Consider the following 19,384-nt stretch of genomic DNA (forward strand, 5'->3'; position numbering starts at 1 on the left):
ATACGCGTACGGCGCGTCACATCGAGGCGCCGGGCCCGGACGGGTCCGACAGGTGGAGCTCGATGACGGGCACGGGTGTGTCGGGCCGCTGCACCGGGAGCCGGAGCGTGAGGGTGCCCGCCGGCTGGCCGCCCATCTGGGTGTTCATCGCCGGGCGGTCGGGGGCCGGCGGTTCCTGGACGATCTCCGAGGCGTCGTTCAGGAGCTGGGCGTACCGCACCCGGCCCGCGAGGCCGGGCAGGTGCAGATGGCGCAGCGGCCAGGCGAAGAGGTGGACGTAGAGGCGGTCGCCGCGCTGGGTGTACCGGCAGTCGGTGGGCGGGGTGTACGGGGAGGGGCCGCAGCCGCGGACGGACCGTTCGTGCAGGTCGGTCCAGCGGCCGATCTCGGCGAGGGCTGCGGTGTCGCGCGGGTCGAGGTCGCCGCGCCCGGTGGGGCCGACGTTCAGCAGGAGGTTGCCGCCCTTGGAGACGCCGTCGACGAGCATCCTGATGAGGAGGTCGGGGCTCTTGTGGTCGAGGTTGTCGCGGTCGTAGCCCCAGCTTCCGTTGAGCGTCTGGCACGCCTCCCAGAGCACGGCGCGGCCGTCGACGGTCATCGGCGCGGAGGGCTGGTACTGCTCGGGCGTGACGAAGTCTCCGGGGAGGCCGGCCCTGTCGTTGACCAGGATGTGCGGCTGGAGGTCGCGGACCATCGCCATGAGGCGCACGGAGTCCCAGTCGTCGGGACCCTTGCCGCCCCACCATTCGCGGCCCGCGTAGGAGAAGTCGAAGAAGAGATAGTCGATCCGTCCGTAGTCCGTGAGGAGTTCGCGGACCTGTCCGTGCAGATAGTCCTGGTACGCGCGGATGTCACGGTCCGCCGCCGCTGCCTTGAACTCCTCGTCGTCGCGCTGTGGGTGCGTACCGTCGACGGGGAACGACGGGTGGTGCCAGTCGATGAGGGAGTGGTAGAAGCCGACCTTGAGGCCTTCGGCGCGACACGCCTCGACGAACGGTCCGACCAGGTCGCGGCCGTGAGGCGTCTTCGTCACCTGGTAGTCGGTGAGCCGGCTGTCCCAGAGGCAGAAACCGTCGTGGTGTTTGGTGGTCAGGACGACGTACCGCATGCCGGCGGCCTTGGCCGTCCTCGCCCACCGGACCGGGTCGTAGCGGTCGGGTTCGAAGTGGTCGAAGTACACCTGGTACTGCTCGTCGGTCATCTTCTCCCGGGTCTTCACCCACTCGTGGCGTGCGGCGAGGGAGTAGAGGCCCCAGTGGACGAACATGCCGAAGCGGTCGTGGGTGAACCACGTCGTGTCGGGCGAAGGGGTCGACGCGATGGCGGCGTCGGTGCTGGTGGTGGTCATGGGGACATCGTTCCTGTGCGTCGGGAGGGGAGGGCCGGCCGACGGCGCCGTCAGGCCGGCTCGTGGACGTCTTCGCGGAGGCGTACGCCAGGGGCGACGCGAGCCAGGTAGCCGCTGTCGTCGCGGCGGGTCAGACCGCACGCCAGGTACTGCTCGTGCAGTCGGGCCAGCGCGTCGCGGTCCAGCTCGACGCCGAGACCGGGTGTGCGCGGGACGGTGATCGCGCCGTCGACGAAGCTCCAGGGCGTGGTGACGACGTCGTCCTCCGGCCGTTTCCAGGGCCAGTGGGTGTCCAGGTCGTGGGTGAGGGCGGGGGTGGCCGCGGCGAGGTGGACCATCGCGGCGAGGCTGATGCCGAGGTGGGAGTTGGAGTGCATGGACATCCCGATGCCGAAGTGGTGGCAGCAGGTCGCGAGGTGCTGGGTGGCCGTGAGGCCGCCCCAGAAGTGGTGGTCGCCGAGGAGGACGCCGACGGCCCGTGCGGGGACGGCCTCGGTGAGGTGCTCCCAGGTGACCACGCACATGTTGGTGGCCAGCGGCATCGGGGCGACGCGGGCGAGGTCCGCCATCGCGGGGATGCCGGCGACGGGGTCCTCCAGGTACTCCAGTACGCCTGCCAGCTCGTCGGCCACCCGGGCGGCGGTCGCCGGGTCCCAGCTCGCGTTGGGGTCGAGGCGGAGCGGATGGTCCGGGAACGCCTCGCGCAGGGCCCGGATCGCGGCGACCTCCTCGTCCGGAGGGAGTACGCCGCCCTTGAGCTTGAACGAGCGGAAGCCGAAGCGGTCCGCCAGGAGCCGGGCCTGCGCCACCAGTCCGGCGGGGTCGAGGGCCGGCCCCCACTCGTCCGGCTCGTGGCCGGGGTGCGCGGCCCACTTGGCGAACAGATAGCCGCAGAAGTCGATCCGGTCGCGGGTGGCGCCGCCGAGGAGGTCGGACACGGGCCTGCCGAGGTGTTTGCCCTGGAGGTCGTGGCAGGCGACCTCGAACGGGGAGGTGACGCTCGCGAGCGTCTTGGCCGCCCCGCCGTCTCCGATGAGGCCGTGGGCGTCGCGGGCGACCCTTCCGCCGACGGCGTCGACCACCCTCCGGGACAGTTCGTTGAGGTCGAAGGGGTCGAGGCCGGGCAGTTCGTCGGCGACGCCGTACAGCAGTTCGAGGTGGGCGGAGTCGCCGTAGCTCTCGCCCAGGCCGTACGCGCCGGTGTCGGTCCTGACCTCCACCACCGCGCGCAGGGCGTACGGCTCGTGGACGCCGACGGCGTTGAGCAGCGGCGGGTCCGCAAAGGCGACGGGGGTGACGACGACGGAGGTGACCTTCACGATCCCACCGCCACGGTGCTCCTGGCCCCGGCGCCGGGGATGTTCGCGAGGGCGCTCCGTCCCCGGTCGAGCAGGTCCCGCAGTTGGTCGACGTGGTCCGGGGAGGCGTCCACGAGGGGCGCTCTGACGTGGCCGACGTCGAGCGCGCGCAGACGGGCTCCGGCCTTCACCAGGGAGACGGCATAGCCGGGGACCTGGTCGCGGAGCTCGGTCAGCGGCAGGTAGAACTCGGCGAGGAGGCGGCCGGTGGTGGCGGTGTCGCCGGTCGTGAGGGCCGTGTGGAAGGCGCGGGCGATGTCGGGGGCGAAGCAGAGGACGGCGGAGGAGTAGTCGCGGATGCCGATGGCCCGACAGGCGCCCGCGCTGACCTCGGCGGTGGGCAGGCCGTTGAGGAAGGCGAAGGTCTCGGCTCGGGGGTGGCCGCTGGTGCGTACGGCGGTGACCATGCGTGCCATCAGGTCCAGGTCGCCGTTGCCTTCCTTGATCCCGGCGACCTGGGGCACGGAGAGCAGGCGCAGTGCGGTGGACACGGCGATTCTGGCCAGGCCGCGCCGGTAGACGAGGACGGGGAGGCGGCCGGCGCGGGCGGCGGACTCCACGTACGCGAGGTAGCCGTCCTCGGTGCCGCCGACGAGGTACGGGGGCAGCAGCAGGATCCCGTCGGCGCCCGCGTCCGACGCGGCGGCGACGGCGGCCTTGGCGTTGCCGAGGCCTCCCCCGGCGCCGGCGAAGACGGGCACGCGGCCGGCGACGACGCGTACGGCGTGCCGGACGATCTCGGCGTACTCGGGGGCGCTGAGCGAGGAGTACTCCCCCGTGCCGCAGGCGACGAAGAGCGCGGCCGGGCCGTGGGCGAGCTGGTCCTCGATGTGGTCGGCGAACACGCCGGTGTTCACCTCGTCGTCGGGGGTGAACGGCGTGAGCGGGAAGGACATCAGGCCGGACGGGATCACGGGAGGTGGTCCTTTCGAAAGGTCGGGTCACCCCTTGAGGGCGCCGCTGGACAGACCGTGGACGAAGGAGCGCTGGAAGAAGAGGAAGACGATCACGGACGGCAGCAGGGCGAGCAGCGACGCGGCCATCACCACGCCGGGGGTGACGAGGGGGTCGACCCGCAGCGTGCGCAGGGCCAGCGGCAGGGTGTACGAGGAGGAGTCGGTGGCCACGAGCAGGGGCAGCAGGTACTGGTCCCAGATCATCGTGAAGCCGAAGACGCCGATGACGCCGAGTGCGGGCTTGCACATGGGGAGGATGATCTGGGCGAAGATCCGCAGGTCTCCGGCGCCGTCGATGCGTGCGGCCTCCTCCAGCTCCTTGGGGACCTCCTTCATGAACTCGGTCATGACGAGGATGGAGAACGCCCAGGCGCCGACGGGGACGATCATGCCGGCGAGGGAGCCGATCAGATTGATGTGGACGACCGGCAGGTCGGCGAGGATCACGGAGAGCGGGATCGCCAGGATCTCCTCGGGCAGCATCAGCGTCGCCAGGATCGCGACGAACGCCAGCGTCATCCCCCGGAACCGCTTCCTGGCCAGGGCGTACCCCGCGAGGACGGAGACGGCGACCTGGAGCAGCAGTCCGAAGCCGACGACGAAGAACGAGTTGAGGAGGTACTTCAGGACGCCCTGGTCGAAGGCGACGGTGAAGTTGTCGACGGTGGGGTCGGACGGGACGACGCTGAGCTGGGTGGGGTCCTTGACGTGGTTGAACGCGCTGACGAGCAGGGCGAGCAGCGGTCCCGCGAACACGATCAGGACCAGGACGTACGTGACGACCTTCAGGACGCGGCCGCCGGCGCTCCGGCTCTCGGTGAGGCCCAGCGCGGTCTCGGTCGGCGCGCTCATTCGTTACCCCTCCGTCGGAACAGGTGGACGCCGACCGTCAGGAGCAGCGTCGCCAGGAAAAGGAGGACCGCTCCGGCGGCGCCGACACCGAGCCGGTTCTGTTCGAGGCCCAGCTTGTAGATGACGGTCATGACGACCTCGGTCGAGCCGTCGGGGCCGCCGTTGGTGAGCAGGAAGACCTCGGTGAAGACGCGCAGGCCCCGGATGGCGGCGAGGATGAAGAGGATGGTGAGGACGGCGCGCAGGCCGGGGACGGTCACATGGCGAATGCGCTGGAACCGGGACGCGCCGTCGACCTTGGCGGCCTCGTACAGGCCGCGGTCCACTCCGGCGAGACCGGCGAGGAAGATCATCATGTCGTAGGGAGCGCCCCGCCAGATGCCGGTGAGCATGATGGAGACCATCGAGGTGTCGGGGTCGTTGATGAATCCCGACGGGCCGAACCCCACCAGGCCGAGGAGGGAGTTCAGCATGCCGTCCTCGGTGGGGTGGTACATGATCCGCCAGAGTTCGGCCACGACCGCGATCGGCACGACCACGGGGAGGAAGGCCGCCGAGCGGACGAAGCCGAGCTTGCGGCCCTGTCCCTCCATGAGGAGGGCGAGCGTCAGGCCGAGCAGCATCGACCCGAGGGTCTGGCCGACGGCGAGGACGACGGTGTGCCAGGCGGCCTCGCGGAAGCCGTCGGAGGAGAGCACGGTGGCGTAGTTCTCGCCGCCGACCCAGCGGTTGCCGAGGTAGGGCTGGACGTCCTGGAAGGACATGGTCAGCGCGCTGGCCATGGGGATGAACTTGAAGTAGAGGAAGAGGATCAGGGCGGGGGCGAGGAAGAGCCACGGCGTCCACCACTTGCCCGCGCGGCGGTTCCTGATGCGACGGCTCGTCACGTGGCCGTTCCTCGGGCGGCGGGAGGCGGGCGGCCCGCTTCCTCCTGTCGCGGACGACGACCCCCGCCCGCCCGGTGCCCGCGGGGTGGAGCCGGTCGCCGTGCCGGCGGCCGACTTCACCTGGTCGACGCTCGTCATCCGGCGATTCCCTGCTCCTGGAGGATCGCGGCGAGCTTGGTGTCGAGCTCACGCAGCTTCTCGCCCAGGTCGAGGGAGCAGTCGGCCATCAGTGCGTTGACGGTCTCGGCGGTGGTCTGGCGTACCGGGGTCCAGTTGGGGATGGAGGGGGCGTAGCGCCCGGAGGAGCGGTAGACGTCGGCGTACGTCTTCCAGCGCGGGTCGGGGCGGACCTCGGTGACGTCCACCGTCTTGTTCACGGGAAGCTGGACGGTGGAGCCGTCCTCGCCCTCCATGCCGAGCTTCTGGCCCTCGGCGGAGATGGCGTACCCGGCGAAGGCGTCCTGGCCGGCCATGTTCTCCGAACCGGCCATCAGGTAGACGGAGCCACCCTCGGCGAGCACGGTGGCGTCCTTCGGCCCCTTGGGCATGGGGACGACCTCGTACTTGTCCTTGCCGAGGGACTTGTCGAAGCGGGGCATGAGGTAGGGGCCGACGACGAACATGCCGGCCTTGCCCGCCTCGAACGTCTCGTTCGTCGGCGGGGTGTCCATGGTGACGGCCCCGGGTTGGACGACCTTCGTGTCGCAGCCGAGGGCGCGGAACCACCGCATGGCCTGCGTCGACTCCTTGCCGCTCATCGACGGCTTGTACTTCCCCTGGCCCGACGGGGTGATGAAGTCTCCCCCGGCGGCCCAGAGGAAGTTGGAGAAGTACCAGGAGGCGTAGCCGCGTTTGGTCGACAGCGGGGCGGCGAGGCCGTAGGTGTCCTGCTTGCCGTTGCCGTCGGGGTCGCGGGTGGTGAAGGCGGCCGCCATCGCGGCGAGGTCGTCCCAGCTCTGCGGGGCCCGCAGTTTCAGCTTCTCGCGCCAGTCCTTGCGGATGAGGAGAGCGCCGGCCTGGGCGGAGTACGGGATGCCGTACTGCTTGCCGTCTACGCTCTTGCCGGAGTTCAGCCCCTGCTCGACGAGGTCCCCGCTGCTCTTGATCTTGCTCAGGTCGATCTCCCGGAGGAGGCCCTGGCTGTGCATCGCGCCGAGCTGGGTGACGTCGTTCATGACGATGTCGGGCAGCTTCCGCTGGGCGGCGCGCTGCTGGAGCTTCGTCTCGAAGTCGTCGAAGATCGCCGTGACCTTCACCTTGTGGCCGGTGGCCTTCTCGAAGCCGGCGACCAGCCTCAGCGTCGCCTTCTCACCGGGTCCGCCGGGCGTCGTCCTGGTCCACAGCTCCAGCTCCGCCTTGGAGTCCTGCTTGGCGTCCACCCCCGCAGGACCGGACGTACAGCTCGTCAGGGCCAACGCCGAGGCGAGAAAACCCGCACCGATCCATCGCGTTCTCTGCATGACAACTCCTGTTCGCCGCCCTCGGCAGCTGGCCTGTAAGCGCTTGCCGGGGACGCTAACGCTCGGCCGAACGAGGGTCAATAGTCCGATGACTGAAAAGAGTTGAGGCGGAGGAGGGTGTACGGCGGCGCATCCGCGCCGACTTGCTCATTGCCCGCTTGAGCAGTCAGGGAGCGGTGTCGGAGGTGAAGCGCTTCGCCTCGGTGGCGGGAGCGCTCCCGTCGGGGCGCGACTCAGACATCGATCAAAGATCCGATGTCTGAGGGCACATGGAAGGTCGGGGCGTTGGAATCAGGCCACGCCGGGTGTCGCCGCTACGCGCGGGTCGCGGCGCCGGCCGGTTCGACGGCGTGCCGCAGGGGCTCACCTCGTACCAGTCGCCGCAGTTCGTCGCGTACGAGTTCGCCGAGGCGGGCGCGTTCCCTGCCCATGGCGCCGGCGAGGTGCGGAGTCAACAGGACGTTCGGCAACGCGAACAGCGGCGAACCGGGGTCGGGCGGTTCGGGCCAGGTCACATCGAGTACGGCGGTGACGTCGGGCCTGTCGCGGAGCACACCGATCACCTCGGGCTCGTTCAGAACCGCACCACGGGCCGTGTTGATCAGGGTGGCGCCCTCGGGGAGCAGCGACATCAGCCGCTCACCCACGAGGCCTTCGGTCTCGGGCAGCAGCGGGGCGTGGACGCTCACGACGTCGCACGCCGCGAACAGGTCCTCGATGCCGGTCAGTCGGACGCCCAGCTCCTGAGCGGCTGCCGGGTCGATCACGGGGTCGCAGGCGAGGACCTCGACGTCGAAGTGCCGGAGGTGCTCCGCGACGAGCCGGCCGATCTCGCCCAGGCCGAGCAGGCCCACGCGGGAGCCGTAGCCCCCGGGCACCACGGGGTTGTGCGGGAAACGGCGGCTGATCGCCACCTCGCGGCCGAGGCGATGGACCTGCTTCAGGCCGAGCAGGATCTGGGCCAGGCTGAACTCGGCGACCGGGACGGCGTTGGCCCTGGCCGCGGAGACGATCGGGATGCCCCGGGCCCAGAACTCCGGCGGCGTCAGATGCCGTACCGAACCGGCCGCCACCATCACCGCCCTCAGCCTCGGGGCGTGGGCGAGCAGCTTCGCGTCGAGCACAGGCGCTCCCCAGCCGGTGAGCAGCACGTCGACCCCTTCCAGTACACCGGGGTCCCGGAGAAGAGCCTCCCGGGTGAGCGGCGGAGCGTGCCGACGTGTCAGGCGTCCGATGTCCTCCAGGACGTGCGCCGGATAGACATCGGCTCTGCGCTCCTCCTCCATGACCAGTAGGGCGTTGGGCATCGTCGTCGCAGCTGCCATCGGCTCGGCCTCCTGGGGCGTGGCGGTTTCGGCGGGCCACACGATACATCGGAGGACAAACCTGATCGTGTCGAAGGACTGGACAAAAGTTCGCCGCATTGCTTGCATTCGCGAGTCGATACATCCGATGTCTATCGTGAAGGATGACTGGCATGCGCGTACTGAGGGTGGGGGAAGCGGGGGCGGAACGCCTCGCGGTCCTGGACGGGGCCGGTGGGCTCCTGGACGCGTCCGGCATCGCCGACGACATCGACCACCGCTCACTCTCCGACGGTGTGCTCGACCGGCTCGCCGGGGCCGTGGCCGCGGGATCCCTGCCGGCCCTGGACGCCCCGGGTGACCGCGTACGCATCGGCGCGCCGGTCGCCCGGCCGGGGAAGGTGGTGTGCATCGGCCTCAACTACCGGGACCACGCGGAGGAGACCGGAGCGGAGATCCCGGCCGAGCCGGTCGTGTTCATGAAGGACCCGTGGACGGTCACGGGGCCGCACGACACGGTGCTGATTCCCCGGGACAGCGTCAAGACCGACTACGAGGTCGAGTTGGCGGTGGTGATCGGCAGGACCGCGCGGTACCTGGACAGCGACGAGGACGCACTCGCGTGCGTGGCCGGGTACGCGGTCTCGCACGATGTCTCCGAGCGCGCGTTCCAGCTGGAGCGTGGCGGTCAGTGGGACAAGGGGAAGAGCTGCGAGACGTTCAATCCGCTCGGCCCGTGGCTCGTCACGCCGGACGAGGTCCCCGACCCGCAGAAGCTCGCGCTCCGGCTGACGGTGAACGGAGTCGAGCGCCAGCACGGCTCGACCGCGGACATGGTGTTCCCCGTCGCCGAGATCATCCGCTACCTGAGCCGGTTCATGGTGCTGCACCCCGGGGACGTCATCAACACCGGCACCCCGGCCGGCGTGGCCCTCGGCCGTCCCGAACCCCGGCCGTACCTGCGGCACGGCGATGTGGTGGAGTGCGGGATCGACGGGCTCGGGACCATGCGCCAGACGTTCCGACAGGCCTGAGGGGAGACGTCCATGCGGTTCACCCGGGACGACCGGCTGCTCTTCGTCGGCGACTCCGTCACGGACACCGGCCGCGACCGCGCGGATCCCACCTCCCTCGGCGAGGGATACGTACGGATGATCGCCGAGGCGCTGCCCTTCCCCGCGACGGTCGTCAACAAGGGACTCAACGGAAATCGGGTCTACGACCTGGAGGCGCGCTGGGACACCGATGTCCTCGGGCTCGCCCCCTCGGTGGTCACCGTGCTGATCGGCATCAACGACACATGGCGCCGCTACGACCGCGGCCTGATCAGCCCGGTACCGGAGTTCGAGGCCTCCCTCGACCGCCTGCTCACCCTCACCGCGAAGACGTGTGCCGCGCGCCTCTTCGTCATGACACCGTTCCTCCTCCCGGCCTCCCCGGAGCAGGAGAGGTGGCACGAGGACCTCGCGCCCCGCACGGAAGCCGTGCTGCGGACGGCCGCCGCTCACGGTGCGACGGTCGTCCGCACGGACCTGGCGCTGCTCGGCGCCGCCGAGGTGCACGGCGCGGCGGCCCTCGCACCGGACGGTGTCCATCCGAGCCCGCTCGGCCACCGAGTCCTCGCGGACGCGTGGCTGGCGGCGGCCGGGGCGGGAAGGGGGCCCGCCTCGTCTGAGAGGCTGTGAGCATGACTGACATGCCCCTCTGGCGTCGGCCCACCCGTAGCGGCTGGCGCATCGACGTCGACGAAGCCCGCACCCGCGCCGACGTGATCGACGCGGCCGGCAGCGTCCGGGCGTCCGTCCCCATCGAGCCGGTCCAGCACTTCACGGGCTGGTTCGCCAAGCGCCAGAACGCGGTCGTGAACCGTGCGTTCGAGGCCGACGGGCCGTCACTGCCGGCCCGTGAGCCGACCGCGATCTCGCTGCGTCCGCACGACCCGGAGGCGTTCGTCAGCGACGGTGCCGACGACGGGCGTCGCCGGGAGAAGACCGGGCGGGCCGCTCTCCACGGCCGGGACTACGCCTTCCAGCACACGGACGGGCAGAGAGCGGACGCGATGCGGGACGGCGTCCGCATCGCGTCGTTCGTCAAGCACGGCTTCCGCCCGCGGGACGGGCACGTCAGCCGCGACGATCACCTTCCTCTGGACGAGACCGACGAACTGGTCCTCACCGTCTTCGAGAAACTGCTGAGGCCCGGACGCCCCGGCGCCGTCTCCGACCTGCTCACCGACCTGAGCTGATCGGCTGCGAGCAGGGCCGGAACGGGGGCCGACCGGGGACGCGCGTCAGGGGCAGCTGATGCGGGCGTCGCCCGGGTCGGTGGTGCAGGTGTCCGTACCGGCACCGCCGTTGGCGGTGTCGTTGCCCAGGACCCCGTCGGTGGTGGTGAGGCGGTCATTGCCGTAGTAGCCGGTCAGGGTGTCGTTGCCCGCGCCGCCGTTCAGGGTGTCGTCGCCGAAACCGCCGTCGATGTTGTCGTTGCCGAAGCCGCCGTGGGCGGTGTCGTTGCCGTAGCTCGCGCGGATGGTGTCGTTGCCGCCGAGGCCGCAGATCACGTCGTTGCCGAAGCCACCGTTGAGAGTGTCGGCGCCGCTGGTGCCGATGATCGTGCACGCGCGCGCGTTGTTCACCGAAGTGGTCGCGGAGGCAGTGTTGTTGGAGGGCATCGGGTCCAGGGGCGAGCCGCTGACACCGACCGAGTTGGTGAGTGTGCCGACGGCCCGGGGTTCGGCCGTCACCGTGACGATCGCGCTCGAACCCGGGGCCAAGGAGCCGAGGGCGCAGGTGGCACCCGTCGTGGTCGTCGTACAGGTGCCTTGCGAGGGAACGGCCGAGATCAGGGTCGCGCCTGCTCCGGAGAGCGTGTCCGAGAGCGAGACGCCGGTCGCGGTGGCCGTGGACGCCGCGGAGTTGGAGACCGTCACCGTGTACGTGGCCCGGTCTCCGATGCTCACCGTGGTCGTCCCGGCCTTCGTCACCGACAGGTCCGCCCTCGGCTGGGGCGGAGGCGTACCGTCACCGCCCTCGTAGCGGGCGAGGGCGAAGGAGAAGCCCGCTCCGTACCCGGCCGCGACGATCTTTCCGTCGGGCTGGACGAGCACGCCCCGGGCCTCGTCGAAGTCGTTGAAACCGGTCACCACGAAGCCGTCGCCGCCGAAGCCGGTGTCCACCGTGCCGTTGGGGTTGAGGCGGGCCAGGCCGAAGTCGTTGGCCTCGGAACTGTTCGGGTCGTCAGCGCGCCCGGCGAGCACGATCTTGCCGTTCTGCTGGAGCGCCAGACCGTACGCGATGCCGCCGTCACCGGGGGCGTTGACCGACGTACGGCCGCCCGTGGCGAAGCCTGCGTCGGGGGTGCCGTTGGCGTTGTAGCGGAGGGCCGCGAAGCCGAGTCCGCCGGAACCGGCGGCGACGATCTTTCCGTCGGGCTGGACGGCCACGGCGTTGCCGAACTCGGTACCGCCGAAGTCCGCGGTCACCATGCCGTCACCGCTGAAGGAGGTGTCAAGGGTGCCGTCGGCGTTGTAGCGGGCCACGCCGATGTCGAAGGCGGTGTTGCCCACGTAGCCGACCGAGACGATCTTCCCGTCCGGCTGGAGGGCCATCCCGCGGGCGATGCCACCGCCGTCCTGGGGCGAGGTGGGGGTGAAGCCCGCGACGACCGCTCCGTCGCCGCCGAGGGTGGGGTCGAGACTGCCGTCGGTGCCGAGGCGGACGAGCGCGAAGCCTCCGCCGCCGCCCTTGCCCGCGGCGACGATCCTGCCGTCCGGCTGGACGGCCACGTCCGCGCCGTCCGCGGATCCGCCGAACTCCTCGACGCGCACCAGGCCGCCGTCGCCGAAGCCCGTGTCGAGGCTGCCGTCGGTGTTGTAACGGGCCACGGAGAAGAAGCAACAGCCGCCGCCCTCCTCCGCGATCACCTCGGTGGTGCCCGCCACGACGATCTTTCCGTCGGACGGCTGGATCGCGACGGCGTTGGCGGTGTGACCGCCGCCGCCGAAGTCACTGGTCACCGTGCCGTCACCGCTGAAGGTGGTGTCGAGGGCACCGTCGGTGTTGTAGCGGGCGAGCGCGAAGCCCGCCTCGCTCACACCGACGACGACGAGCCTGCCGTCGGCCTGCCGTGCGATGTCGTGGCCTTCGGCGTACCCGGTGATCGGGGTCGTCACGCGGCCGTCGGGACCGAACGTCGGATCCAGGTCGCCCGGGGCCGCGAGCGCGGTGCCGGGCAGCGCGAGGACGAGCGCCATGCCGAGCACGGCCGGCACCCCGGCTCTGCCGCCGGGCCTGCGACGCCGTTCCGCCGGTCTCAGCTGTACGTGGGTCATCTGCGTACGAACCTCCGTCTTCGTGGTGTACGGGGAGCAGCGCACAGCTTCGTGCCGGAGTGCGCCCCGCTCCGGCGGGCCGTGCCGAACTACGCTCACCGGCCCTCCTGAACCACTCCCGCGAGGGAGCGCACGGGGAGTGATCCCTGTGTCGGGGCGTCGCGGGGACGGTGGGGCGGTGGTTGCTTCTGAATCGGCCATGTGGTGGCGCGAACCAATCCCCTGATGTGGTGTCAGGGATGGTTCAGGGTGAAGCCGGGGGTGGTCCCTGGCGAAGCGGGCCGGCCGGGAGGGCAGAATCGAAGAAGTTGATCACCGCTTGCCCTGTGGAGTCCCTATGCGTCGTTCCTCGTCCCTGCCGCTCTGTCTGTCGCTGGCCCTGGCCTCCGCGATGACGTTCGCTGTCGCCGCTCCCGTGCTCGCCGCCACCGGGGGCGGTCCGGGCCCTGCCGCCCCCGGCCTGGACCGTGCTGCCCTGCGCGAGGCGATCACCGTGCGCCCGGAGGACGGGACCGCGGGTGTCCTGGCGGAGGTGCACAGAGATGGAGAGGCCTGGCGGGGGACGTCGGGGGACGTGGTGACCGGGAAGCGGCTCAGTCGTGACGCCCATTTCCGGATCGGCAGCATCAGCAAGCCCATGGAGGCCGTGATCCTGCTCCAGCTCTCCGCCGAGGGCCGGGTGGACCTGGACCGGAGTGTTCAGGACTATCTGCCCGGGCTACTGCCGGAGGACCTGTTCAAGGAGCCGGTCGGCGTACGACAGCTCCTCGACCACACCAGCGGCCTGCCCCAGGAGTTCGAGGGTGCCCCGGCCTCCTCGTCCCCGGACGAGGACATCGAGCGCCGACTCGACTACGTCACCTTCGACGAGGTGATCAGGCAGACGCTCCGCCCCGAGGGCAGGCAGGCTCCCGGCCCGCGCTTCAGCCCCGGCACCCGGCAGGAGTACAACTCCTTCGGCTACCGCGTCGCCGGAAAGCTCATCGAGGAGATCACCGGGCACTCGTTCCAGCAGGAGGTGACGGCCCGCATCCTCGAACCGCTGAAGATGCGCGAGACACGGGCCACCGTGCCCGGCCGCAGCACGCCCGTGCCCCGCCCCTACCTGCCCGGCTACCAGCCGGGGAGCGACGGCGAGCTGGTGGACGTCAATGTGCAGGGCGGGCTGCCCGCGAGCATGACCTCCACCACGGGCGATCTGGACCGCTTCATCAGAGGCCTGTTCGACGGCCGACTGCTGCGGCCGGCCCAGGCCGCGGAGCTGTTCGCGATACCGAAGGGCCCCGACGGCAAGCCCCTGCCCTACGCCGGCACCTCCAACTGCACCATCGGGCCCGCCAAGGGCACGGCCTGCTTCAGCGTCGGACTGATGTACACGCCGCTGCCGGACGGCTCGGTCCTGTGGGGCAAGACGGGCTCGGACATGGGGTACCGGAGCGGTGTCTTCGCCACCCGCGACCTGAACCTGCGCGCGGTCTACGCGACGGGCACCTCGCTCCCGTCCGGGAACGGCGGCCCGGCCGTCGCCCAGCGTCTCGTCGGCGCCCTGTTCGCGCGCTGAAGGTCCGGTCCGAGGGGGAGGGTCCCCCCCGTGCGAGGGGGTACGAGCCGTCGTCCCCGGCAGCGGGGGCGGCTCGGACACCGCGTACCCTCGCATCGGAAACGGCCACCGGCCTCGCCGGGTGCAGGGCCAGCAAGGCGAGTAGGGCGAGCAGGGAACGGAACATGACTCAGGCGCGGGGACAGGGGGCGGAGCCCGGTGGGGACGAGCAGGACCGGGCGGCGACGGTGCGCGTCTTCATCGCCCTCGCTCCGCCCGACGAGGCGAAGGCCGAGCTGGAGCGGGTACTGAGCCCCGCTTACGACGCGTATCCGCGGATGCGGTGGAACCGTATCGAGGACTGGCACATCACCCTGGCCTTCCTCGGGGAACTGCCGGTCACGACGGTGCCCCTGCTTCGGTCGCCGCTCGCCGATCTCGCGGCGTCCCGGGGGCCGGTGGAACTGGCGTTGCGGGGTGGCGGGCATTTCGACGAGCGGGTGCTGTGGAGCGGCATCGACGGGGACCTCGACGGACTGCACCGGCTCGCCACCGACGTCCGCACCGTGGTCAAGGAATGCGGTGTCCCCTTCGAGGACCGGCCGCTGCGCCCCCATCTGACGCTGGCCCGCGCCCGCCGCGACGATCAGTCGAGCGTCGTGGACGTGGCCGCCGGACTGGCCGGCTTCACGGGTCGCCCCTGGCGGGCCGAGCGGCTCCACCTGGTCGGCAGCAACTTCGGCCGCGGCCCGGGGCCGATCCGGTACCGCGACATCGAGGCATGGGCGTTCGGCGGGCACTGACATTTCTCCGATGCCGCATCACCCGGTGTCCGTGGCGGGGAGAATGCCCGCCATGGAGACGAGACTGACGGGGTCGCGTGCCTCGGCCGCGGTCGGTGATCTGGGATGGCGCTATCTGCTGGGCAGCCTACGAACGGCGGTCCCCGTCGAGTCGCTGATGCGGGCGGCCGAGGTGGCGACGCTCGCCGTCGCGGCCTGCGGTGACGACGCCGACCGGCACCTCGTCCTCGACGTCCGGCGCGGGCGGGTCCTGCTCACCCTGCAGTCCTCGGAGCACGCGGCCGTCACCACCCGGGACGTCGACCTCGCGCATCGGGTCTCCACCGCTGTCGGCCGGCTCGGGCTGCGCACCGAGCCCGAGGTCGCGACGGGCGCGCCGCGGTCGGTCCAGCTCATGGAGCTGGCGATCGACGCGCTCGACATCGCCTCGATCAGGCCGTTCTGGAAGGCGGTGCTGGGGTACGCGGACGAGCCGGGCGCCGAAGGACCCCGCGATCCGCTCGTCGATCCCCTCGGGCAGGGCCCCGCGATCTGGTTCCAGCAGATGGACGGCACGCGCCCGCAGCGCAATCGCATCCACTTCGACGTCTGTGTTCCGCACGACGAGGCGCAGCGGAGGATTGACGCCGCGCTGGCGGCGGGCGGCCGCCTTGTGTCCGAGAACCGGGCCCCGGCCTTCTGGGTCCTGGCGGACGGCGAGGGCAACGAAGCCTGCATCACGACCTGGCAGGGGCGCGACGACTGACGTCGGCGGGGCCGTCGGCGGCGGCGCCCCCGCCGCTCGGGGCCGCCCGCCTCTCGAAGCCGTGTCCACCAGCGACTCGAACGACGAGCCACGGTGAGCGCCGAGGTTGAGCCTTGGCGCTCACCGGCAGATCAGTCGTGCGGCGATTCGCCGGCAGCCGACCGACGCCCTCCGACTGAGGCGATCAAGGCGTCTGCCACGATCGCCGCGTCCGCCTCCGCGACATCCGCCGGGTATTCCGGCAGCAGATCGTCCCAGACGGGCAACCATGATCCGAACAGCTGGCTCTGACCCTCGGGACGGGCGAAGAACCAGATGTGCAGATGCGCGCCTCCGTCCCCGATGCGGTAGACGTGGGCTCGCGAGATGTGCGGCAGGGCCTGCACGTGGCGGACGATGTGGGTGGACAGGACACCCAGCTCGGCTGCCAGCTCGTCGGGCAGGTCCGCCATGTCGTAGTGCTCGATCGGATGCAGCATGAGCACCAGCGGCACACCGACTCCCGTGATCCGGGTGAGCCGCCAACGTTCGTTGAACCAGATCCCGTCGCCTCGGTCACGGCACGACTCGCAGTCCGACGGGTCCTCCCCGTGTCGTGGAGGCTCGGGCAGCACGGGAGGGCGCAGGGGCGAGACGCGCAATCCGTCCGCTTCGAACGGGCTGATGGTCCACCCCGTCATGCGCGCGAGCGGGAGCCGACGCTCACCATCGGCAGCGGCAAGAGCGTGGTCGTAGAACTCTTCGGGTCGCAAAGCCATGGCGCGAAGACTAGTTCGACATCGACACCCGGTGAGGACCGGGGTGACCTGCTCGACCTGCTCGACCTGCAAGTTCGTTCCCGTCAATGGTCGCTCGGCCAAGCCGCGTTCGTACGAGGAGAGCACGAACGTTCCTGAACGCATCGGCTGACCTGGGGATTCACGAAACTCCGGTGCCGGCGTCGAAACCGGTCGGCGACGCCTGTGCGTGTTTCCCTGTGAAGTGATCGCTCCGGAAAGGGAATCACCTTGTCCATCACAGGTTTCAGCCCGTCCCGTCGCACCGCGCTCGGCCTCGGCACCGGTGCCGCGCTCGCGGTCGCGTTACCGCTCGGCGGGACGGCGTACGCCTCCACGCCCGACGGGGACGACCTCCTCGCACGGCTTCGGGCGCTGGAGGAGCGGCACTCCGCGCGGCTCGGCGTGTTCGCCCACGACGTGCGGACCGGGCGTTCGGTGGCGTACCGCGCCGACGAGCGTTTCCCGATGTGCTCGGTCTTCAAGACCCTTGCCGTCGCGGCCGTGCTGCGCGACCTCGACCACGACGGCACGTTCCTGGCGCGGCGCATCCGGTACACGGCGGCGGACGTCGAGCGGTCGGGCTGGTCCCCCAGGACCGAGCTGCCGGAGAACCTCGCGAACGGGATGACCGTCGCCGAGCTCTGTGACGCCACGCTGCGCTACAGCGACAACACCGCGGCGAACCTTCTCCTTCGCGAGCTGGGCGGTCCGACGGCCGTCACCCGGTTCGCCCGGTCGATCGGCGACCGTACGACCCGGCTCGACCGCTGGGAGCCCGAGCTGAACTCGGCGGAGCCGTGGCGCGAGACCGACACCACGACGCCCCGCGCCATCGGCCGGACCTACGGGCGCCTCCTGCTCGGCGACGTGCTCCCGCGCCGGGACCGGCAGCGGCTCACCCGGTGGATGCTCGCCAACACGACCAGTGGCGAACGGTTCCGCAAGGGCCTGCCGGCCGACTGGCTCCTCGCCGACAAGACCGGCGGCGGACGGTACGGCGGCAACAACGACGCGGGCGTCACCTGGCCGCCGGACGGCGGGCCGATCGTGGTCACCGTGCTGACCACGCGGTTCCAGGAGGACGCGGCTCCTGTGAACCCCCTGGTCGCCGACGCGGCGGCGCTGGTGGCGGCGGAACTCGGCTGAATCTCTCCCGGAGAGGGATCATGCCCGGAAAAGAGACCCGAATAAATAGCTTGAGCGCCGCCCCGAGCTTTCCTAGGCTGTGGGCACACGCTGAAAGGAGGTGATCCGAGAACATGGTTTCTTTTCGGATTCGTGAGGTGACTGCGGGCTAACGGCCTGCCGTCGCACTCTGTGCACCTCGGCAGGTCATCTGCCGAAAACCACGCAGTCACCCGACCCGTGGGCCGCCGGTAATCCGGCCGGCTCCCGTCCGAACTCGAGCGGACGGGACCAAGGCCCACGGGTCGTCCGCGTTCCCGGCCGTCCCGGATCCACCGATGTGAGCCGGATCACAGGGAACGTCCGGACGGGACGGACCCTCCTCGGGGTGTCGGCGCGTTGCTGCGCCGGCCTCGGAACGGAGGGGAATCCCATGGCGATCATCGACATCGAGCGGTCTCGGACGATCACGGGCGGGCGGGCCGTCGCCGCACTGCTCGCCGTCCTCGCACTGGTGCACCTCTACTGGGCCACCGGCCTGACCTGGCCGGCCGCCGACGAGCGGGCCCTGTCGCTCGCCGTCCTCGGCAGCGTCGTGTCCTTCGGGCCGGCCGTGGTGCTGCCCCTGGCGGCCCTTGAGGGGTTCGCCGCCTTCGCCGTCGCCCTCCGCGCACACGAGGGCGGTCGTCGGCGCGGCATCCCGCGTCTGGTCACGGCCGCCGTCGCCGTCGGCATGCTGCTCCGCGGGGCGGTCGGCCTGGTGTGGATCGTGGTCGGCAGGGACGGTTCTGGTGCGGCGTTCCCGTGGCTGAACGCCCTGGTGTACACACCCCTGTGCCTGGCCTTCGGATGGGCGGCGCTGCGTGCCGCCCGCTGACCCCGTCGACCCGGGCGTCGCGCTCGCCCGGGCCGCCCGGCGCGGCGACACCCTGGCCCTGCACGACCTGCTCGACCACCTCACCCCGTACATCGCCCGGATCTGCCGGCCCATCGCACTGGACGACGGACCGGACGCCACGCAGGAGGCGCTGGTCGCGGTGTTCACCTCGCTGCGTTCGCTACGGGAGCCGGAGGCGCTCTACGGGTGGGTGCGGGCGATCTCCGTACGGGAGGCGGTGCGGGTGGCGAAGCGGGCGGGACGGGCGCGGCCGGCCGAGCTCGCCGACGTACCGGAGCGGGGTGATCCGCAGCTGGCCGCCGACATCGACGACGTCCTGGCGCGGCTGTCGCCCGCGCACCGGGCCGTCCTGGTGCTGCGGGACGTCGAGGGGATGGACGAGGAGTCCGCGGCGGCGCTCCTGGGAGTACCGCCCGGCACGGCGAAATCCCGGCTGCACCGGGCCCGGCAGAGTTTCCGAAAGGCGTGGTCGGCGTGAAGGCGAGCGAAGAGGGCAACCGGGGCGACGAGGACAGGGCCGGCCTGCTGCTCGACGACGTGCGGCGGTTGCGCGTCATGGTCGCCGGCGTCCGGGGCGCCCAGCTCGTCGAGCGGGTGCTCCCCGAGCCCCTCCCCCGGGTCTGGCACGTGATGGGTGATCTGGAGGGCGGCTTCGGGGAGTTCCAGCCCGACATGCGCTCGGTCCGGGTCCTGCGGCACGAAGGCGACCGGGTGGAGGCCCTCGCCCGCAGCCGCTACGGGCTGCGGGCACACTTCCACGGCGTGCTGCGGCCCGGCTGGTGCTGGCTGCAGAGCCGGTTCCTGGTGATCGGGATGGCGGCGGTGGACGAGGGAGGGCGGACCCGGGTCGCGCTCACCGGAGGCGTACGTGTCCCCGGGCGCGCGGCGCTGGTGCCGTTCGGCGCGCGGCGCGAACTGGAGGAGGCCATGACGCGCCTGGCCGGACGGGTCTCGTGACCGCCCGCAGCCCGCGCGCGACCGGTCGGTCACGGGCCGTTG

Annotated in this window: 19 protein-coding genes; 10 read left to right on the plus strand and 9 right to left on the minus strand. The window is 71.1% G+C overall.

The window, feature by feature from the left end; all coding sequences use genetic code 11:
- Positions 1 to 16 precede the first annotated feature (16 nt).
- The 7 genes from OG514_RS33790 to OG514_RS33820 all read right to left on the minus strand — a co-directional run bounded on the left by OG514_RS33790 (position 17) and on the right by OG514_RS33820 (position 8,186).
- A complete protein-coding gene (locus tag OG514_RS33790; RefSeq protein ID WP_266901274.1) occupies positions 17 to 1,348 on the minus strand; it encodes an alpha-L-fucosidase in 1,332 nt (443 codons plus the stop codon).
- A gap of 50 nt (positions 1,349 to 1,398) precedes the next feature.
- A complete protein-coding gene (locus OG514_RS33795; protein WP_266901275.1) occupies positions 1,399 to 2,667 on the minus strand; it encodes an enolase C-terminal domain-like protein in 1,269 nt (422 codons plus the stop codon).
- Positions 2,664 to 3,620, minus strand: a complete 957-nt coding sequence (locus tag OG514_RS33800) for a 5-dehydro-4-deoxyglucarate dehydratase (protein WP_266901276.1) — start codon at positions 3,618 to 3,620, stop codon at positions 2,664 to 2,666. Before OG514_RS33800 ends, OG514_RS33795 begins: the two co-directional genes overlap by 4 nt.
- A 27-nt stretch (positions 3,621 to 3,647) precedes the next feature.
- Positions 3,648 to 4,514, minus strand: a complete 867-nt coding sequence (locus OG514_RS33805) for a carbohydrate ABC transporter permease (RefSeq protein ID WP_266901277.1) — start codon at positions 4,512 to 4,514, stop codon at positions 3,648 to 3,650.
- Positions 4,511 to 5,539 (minus strand): carbohydrate ABC transporter permease, encoded by a 1,029-nt coding sequence (locus OG514_RS33810; protein WP_266901278.1) that lies wholly within the window; start codon positions 5,537 to 5,539, stop codon positions 4,511 to 4,513. Before OG514_RS33810 ends, OG514_RS33805 begins: the two co-directional genes overlap by 4 nt.
- Positions 5,536 to 6,861, minus strand: coding sequence for a sugar ABC transporter substrate-binding protein (locus OG514_RS33815; protein ID WP_266901279.1), 1,326 nt, complete (start codon positions 6,859 to 6,861; stop codon positions 5,536 to 5,538). The genes OG514_RS33810 and OG514_RS33815 overlap by 4 nt, the downstream gene beginning before the upstream one ends.
- A gap of 314 nt (positions 6,862 to 7,175) precedes the next feature.
- Positions 7,176 to 8,186, minus strand: a complete 1,011-nt coding sequence (locus OG514_RS33820; protein WP_266901280.1) for a hydroxyacid dehydrogenase — start codon at positions 8,184 to 8,186, stop codon at positions 7,176 to 7,178.
- Positions 8,187 to 8,338: 152 nt separating this feature from the next.
- Here OG514_RS33820 and OG514_RS33825 point away from each other — a divergent pair, with 152 nt between their 5' ends.
- From OG514_RS33825 to OG514_RS33835, 3 genes are read left to right on the plus strand one after another with little or no spacing between them, the layout of a single operon-like run.
- Positions 8,339 to 9,199: a fumarylacetoacetate hydrolase family protein gene (locus tag OG514_RS33825; RefSeq protein WP_266901281.1), complete on the plus strand. Its 861-nt coding sequence runs from the start codon at positions 8,339 to 8,341 to the stop codon at positions 9,197 to 9,199.
- Between the two features lie 12 nt (positions 9,200 to 9,211).
- On the plus strand, positions 9,212 to 9,850 hold the full coding sequence (locus OG514_RS33830) for an SGNH/GDSL hydrolase family protein (protein ID WP_266901282.1): 639 nt from the start codon (positions 9,212 to 9,214) through the stop codon (positions 9,848 to 9,850).
- Positions 9,851 to 9,852: 2 nt separating this feature from the next.
- A complete protein-coding gene (locus tag OG514_RS33835; RefSeq protein WP_266901283.1) occupies positions 9,853 to 10,410 on the plus strand; it encodes a hypothetical protein in 558 nt (185 codons plus the stop codon).
- 45 nt (positions 10,411 to 10,455) lie between these two features.
- On the opposite strand, the gene OG514_RS33840 is transcribed toward OG514_RS33835, so the two are convergent.
- Positions 10,456 to 12,495, minus strand: a complete 2,040-nt coding sequence (locus OG514_RS33840) for a calcium-binding protein (protein ID WP_266901284.1) — start codon at positions 12,493 to 12,495, stop codon at positions 10,456 to 10,458.
- Between the two features lie 337 nt (positions 12,496 to 12,832).
- Between OG514_RS33840 and OG514_RS33845 the strand changes: the two genes are divergently transcribed.
- The 3 genes from OG514_RS33845 (at position 12,833) to OG514_RS33855 (ending at position 15,583) form a co-directional block, all read left to right on the plus strand.
- Positions 12,833 to 14,056, plus strand: a complete 1,224-nt coding sequence (locus OG514_RS33845) for a serine hydrolase (RefSeq protein ID WP_266901285.1) — start codon at positions 12,833 to 12,835, stop codon at positions 14,054 to 14,056.
- 164 nt (positions 14,057 to 14,220) lie between these two features.
- The gene (gene thpR / locus OG514_RS33850; RefSeq protein ID WP_266901286.1) at positions 14,221 to 14,838 is read left to right on the plus strand and encodes an RNA 2',3'-cyclic phosphodiesterase; all 618 of its coding nucleotides are present in this window, start codon (positions 14,221 to 14,223) and stop codon (positions 14,836 to 14,838) included.
- Between the two features lie 52 nt (positions 14,839 to 14,890).
- On the plus strand, positions 14,891 to 15,583 hold the full coding sequence (locus tag OG514_RS33855) for a VOC family protein (RefSeq protein WP_266901287.1): 693 nt from the start codon (positions 14,891 to 14,893) through the stop codon (positions 15,581 to 15,583).
- Between the two features lie 131 nt (positions 15,584 to 15,714).
- Here OG514_RS33855 and OG514_RS33860 read toward each other — a convergent pair whose 3' ends face one another.
- On the minus strand, positions 15,715 to 16,341 hold the full coding sequence (locus tag OG514_RS33860) for a hypothetical protein (RefSeq protein WP_266901288.1): 627 nt from the start codon (positions 16,339 to 16,341) through the stop codon (positions 15,715 to 15,717).
- Positions 16,342 to 16,590: 249 nt separating this feature from the next.
- Between OG514_RS33860 and bla the strand changes: the two genes are divergently transcribed.
- The 4 genes from bla (at position 16,591) to OG514_RS33880 (ending at position 19,342) form a co-directional block, all read left to right on the plus strand.
- Complete coding sequence (gene bla, locus OG514_RS33865; protein ID WP_266901289.1) at positions 16,591 to 17,508, plus strand: class A beta-lactamase; 918 nt, start codon at positions 16,591 to 16,593, stop codon at positions 17,506 to 17,508.
- A gap of 412 nt (positions 17,509 to 17,920) precedes the next feature.
- On the plus strand, positions 17,921 to 18,364 hold the full coding sequence (locus OG514_RS33870) for a DUF3995 domain-containing protein (protein ID WP_266901290.1): 444 nt from the start codon (positions 17,921 to 17,923) through the stop codon (positions 18,362 to 18,364).
- Complete coding sequence (locus OG514_RS33875; protein WP_266901291.1) at positions 18,351 to 18,863, plus strand: RNA polymerase sigma factor; 513 nt, start codon at positions 18,351 to 18,353, stop codon at positions 18,861 to 18,863. Before OG514_RS33870 ends, OG514_RS33875 begins: the two co-directional genes overlap by 14 nt.
- A complete protein-coding gene (locus OG514_RS33880) occupies positions 18,860 to 19,342 on the plus strand; it encodes a hypothetical protein (RefSeq protein ID WP_266901292.1) in 483 nt (160 codons plus the stop codon). The genes OG514_RS33875 and OG514_RS33880 overlap by 4 nt, the downstream gene beginning before the upstream one ends.
- Positions 19,343 to 19,384: the final 42 nt, after the last annotated feature.

It is taken from the genome of Streptomyces sp. NBC_00572, assembly GCF_026341815.1.
Classification (GTDB): Bacteria; Actinomycetota; Actinomycetes; order Streptomycetales; family Streptomycetaceae; genus Streptomyces.